Here is a 4,176-nt window from a genome sequence, read left to right as displayed (position 1 = left end):
TTGAATGTACCATCGCTTTATCCACAAACGGCGAACGAAAATCATCCAAAAATTGAAGAGAGCCGTTTAGTGGATAAAATAGTTGAAAAAACAAAAGATGATTAACTTAGAAAACTCTAACTACCGGCGGCACTAAAATAAGGGGAGCCTACACCATCTTTTGATAAAAAAAGGAAAATGGGTGAAAGTTCATTGGTAATCAAATAATATTAAAGTATGTTTACAAAAATAACTAACCTCACTTTTTTTTATCTCTTCGATCTTCGACAGCATGAAGAAATATGCTTGATGTATATATCAGAATAACTAAACTGGAATAAAAGCAACGGGGATTTTTAACTTTCATTTTTTGATTTTAAAATGAATATGTATGAATAAAATTATAAAACAAATTAAGTTATGCAGCGTAATCGTAAAATTAAAACAGGAATTATCGGCTCAGATCCTTGCGGGAGAGTTAACCGTTCTAAGATAGTAATTGCAATAAAATGACTTTCTAACTAAACCAATCACAATTATGGGTTCGCAAGCTATACAAGGCAAACTTTGGGGGCGACGACCTAAAGACTGGGGTCACATCCAGGAACAGACAGGACAAGCAGGTTATGACTTTGTTCTGAGGGCTTTATCATTATCCGCTGGTACAAGATTATTAGATATAGGCTGCGGTACGGGCTACTTTTGTAAACTCGCAAGTGATAAAGAAGCCACTGTTACCGGACTTGATGCAACTGCGGAATTTATAGAAGAAGCAAAGAAAAGAGTGCCTGCAGCCCAGTTTGCGATCGGGGAAATGGAAGAGCTTTCTTATGAGGATAAAACTTTTGATGTGGTTTGCGGGTTTAATTCATTTCAATATGCTGCTAATACCAAAAATGCACTTATTGAAGCAAAGAGAGTTTTGACAGATGATGGAAAATTAGCCGCGATGATTTGGGGCAACAAAGAAGAATGTGAAGCAGCTACTTACTTAAGAGCAGTAGGGAGCCTTTTACCTCCGCCTCCGCCTGGAGCTCCCGGTCCCTTTGCACTCACGGAAAATGGATTATTGGAGAAAATTTTGGAAGAAGTTGGTTTTGGTAAAATAGCCACTTTTGATGTGCCATCAGTATGGGAATATCCTGACACCGATATAGCGTTGAAGGGGTTAATGTCTGCCGGTCCAGTCGCAAGAGCAATTGAAAACAGTGGTTTTGAAAAAGTTTACGAGACAATATCAAAAGCAATACACCCATATATACAACCAAATGGACATGTAGTGTATAATAATAAATTCAGGATCGTAATGGCGGAAAAATAATACTCCAAAATCAACCTCATAATTTCAGCCAATGGAAATTCTTTGCCGGGCACGCAGTAAAACGATAAAGTTTCCATGTTGTCCTATTTCCGGACTGCGGGGGGAATGACCCGAAGAAAGGAATAATCTTGCGGTAAAAATAAAACCTTGCGACTTTCATATGGATTTCATTCCTGGCAACACCATGCAGATGACGGATAAAAATAATACCCACAACAACGCATGAAAAAAATAACCCGGCACTATAACTTTCTACAGATTCGCTTATGGCGAAGGGAGTCAACTTAAAGCGTGCTGTTTATTTACGATAGTACGGCAAAACGGGAAGCTTCTGGGATTCGGTCTTTTATGAAACCGGTGTAACTCCGCATTGGACACACCCCAATTAGCCGAATCTATTTTGCTTTTCCAGCAATAACTTTTTAGTACATGACACAGGCTATACATTTATTATAAAAAATAAGGGCTTGGTAAAATATAGAAGAGGGGTGGAGACCGAACAAGTGTAGTACCTGATTTTAAAAATTTATACATTATGAAAATTCCCAGTTGGATGGATGAAGAAAATACAAAGCCAGATTAACTTATTGCATTTGCTGAGAAAGTAAAGAAAGTTGGTGGAATGGGAGTATATCAGTTTCATGGAATCAGACCTGCATTTTTCAAAATCTCAAAAGAAACTTACAAAGCATTTTTATACTATTTAAAAGCTCATCAGGATAAATACTGGGTTGCTACTTTTCAGATGGGTTGGATTATGTTACTTCAAAATAACTGGTAAAGCATCACAACAAATAAGAATCTGCGCATAAGTCGTACCAACGACGAAGTGCCACATAGTACGTAACCGGTACTGCAAAAGACCGCGATAAAAGGGGTACATGTTTCAACTAGTAACTTCACTACATTAAAACAATATTGTCTGAGTGTAAAAACTGCATACCAACTAAAGCTTCGGTTGGGTGCGACAAGGCCTCTACGGCACCAGCCGGATTCCACCTGCATTTTCATCTTTAATTCATAACTTCAATAATATATTAAAGGAGCATTGTGTGATGCGTAAACAATAATGAATACCCTGCCTTTGCAAGTACCGGACCAATATCTGTAAAAAAATCGTATACTACGGGAGTTAATAAACTTTTAAATCATTATAAAACAAAATACAATCGTTATGACAAATGAACTTTCCCCACCTGTACAATTAATGCAAATGCTTTTTGGCTTTGCAGCATCCCGTGCAATTGGTGTTTCAGCAGAGCTGCGTATTGCTGACTTGATAAAAGATGGCGCAAAATCAGCAGAAGAACTAGCGGAGCAAACAAAGGTACATGCCCGTTCTCTCTACCGGGTACTGAGGGCTTGTGCGAGTATTGGTGTATATTCTGAAGACACTGAAAAAAAGTTTTCATTAACTCCATTAGCCGAACCATTACTAAGCGATGCCCCAGGGAGTTTGCGTGCTTTTGCTGAAATGGTAACCTGCGACTGGCAATATCAGACATGGGCAGAGCTTCCTTACAGTGTTCAAACAGGCAAGCCTTCTTTTGACAAAGTACATGGCATGTCTTCTTTTGATTATTTTTGGAGCAATGAGAAAGCCGGAAAAGTTTTTAACGACGCAATGACCAGCAACAGTGCTTTTTCAAGTGTTGCAGTAGTAAATGCCTACGATTTTTCTTCCCTTTCAACATTGGTAGATATAGGGGGAGGACATGGATTTTTACTGGCTGCTATTCTTGCAAAATATGACAACGTAAAAGGTATATTGTATGACACGCCTGCTATAGTTGCAGAGGCAGAAAAACTTTTAAAGGAGCATGGCGTTACAGGAAGATGCGAAACAGCCGGGGGTAATTTTTTCAACACTGTACCCTCAGAGGGAGATGCTTATATTATGAAGCATATTATTCATGATTGGAATGATGAACAATGTATTGCCATACTTCAAAATTGCCGCAATGCCATGACGGCCGGAGGCAAGGTACTGGTAGTAGAGATGGTAGTACCCGAAGGCAATGAACCGTCACCTGCAAAGTTTCTTGACTTACAGATGTTACAATATTTACCGGGTTGTGAAAGAACAGAAAAGGAGTACAATGAGCTGTTTGATAAAGCAGGCTTACAATTAACCCGTATAATACCAACTATGTCTCCTTTTAGTATCATAGAGGGAGTAAGTAAACAGGTAAATAGCTCGTTGTAAACTACTGTTCCCCCGGTCGTTTTTTTTCGATGTCATAAAATTATTTTTTTAAAGTTACGATACCGGGGAAAGGCTACCGGTGGTTTTCTTCAATAAATGTATTTGCAAAAGTATATCAGTTCGTTTTTTGGCAGTTCTTATTATTGTATACTTTTTATAAAAGCTGAAATTAATTGAACGTTGAGCGAAAAACTTATCAGGTATTTCTTAACATTTTATGTTATCCTCTCCGATAGCATTAACAACTTTATTATAACCTTTATAACCATAAAAACTGGGATTATGGGTATCAAACATCAAAGACTTTTTAAATTAATATTCCTTCTCTGTTTCGTAAACCAAAAAGTAAGCTTTGCTCAACAGGCAGATATTATTTTTACCAACGGAAAAATCTTTACATCAGACACGAATCAGCTTTATCTTCAGGCGCTGGCTATTAAAGGCAACAAAATTTTAAGTGTTGGCAGCAATGCAGCTATTGAAAAGCTTGCATCTGCCAAAACAAAAAAGATTGACCTGAAAGGAAAAACTGTTGTTCCCGGCTTCAATGATGCACATGACCATTTAGGATGGTTAATACCTGTTGGGCAATCTTTCTTCACACCATTTTCAGTACCGGGGCCATCAAAGGAAGCTGTGATTGATTCTCTTTTAAGGCTCGTAAAAAAGG

At 38.1% G+C, this 4,176-nt stretch carries 2 protein-coding genes and 1 pseudogene; all 3 read left to right on the top strand.

What is annotated here, in order from left to right:
* Positions 1 to 517 precede the first annotated feature (517 nt).
* On the top strand, positions 518 to 1,300 hold the full coding sequence (locus tag JWR61_RS01935) for a class I SAM-dependent methyltransferase (protein ID WP_301926177.1): 783 nt from the start codon (positions 518 to 520) through the stop codon (positions 1,298 to 1,300).
* Positions 1,301 to 2,474: 1,174 nt separating this feature from the next.
* Positions 2,475 to 3,506: a methyltransferase gene (locus tag JWR61_RS01930; RefSeq protein WP_301926176.1), complete on the top strand. Its 1,032-nt coding sequence runs from the start codon at positions 2,475 to 2,477 to the stop codon at positions 3,504 to 3,506.
* 282 nt (positions 3,507 to 3,788) lie between these two features.
* Positions 3,789 to 4,176, top strand: a pseudogene (locus tag JWR61_RS01925) (hypothetical protein); the annotation flags it as partial.

This window comes from Ferruginibacter sp. (genome assembly GCF_028288465.1).
GTDB lineage: Bacteria > Bacteroidota > Bacteroidia > Chitinophagales > Chitinophagaceae > Ferruginibacter.
This window is presented reverse-complemented; position numbering and strand designations above follow the sequence as displayed.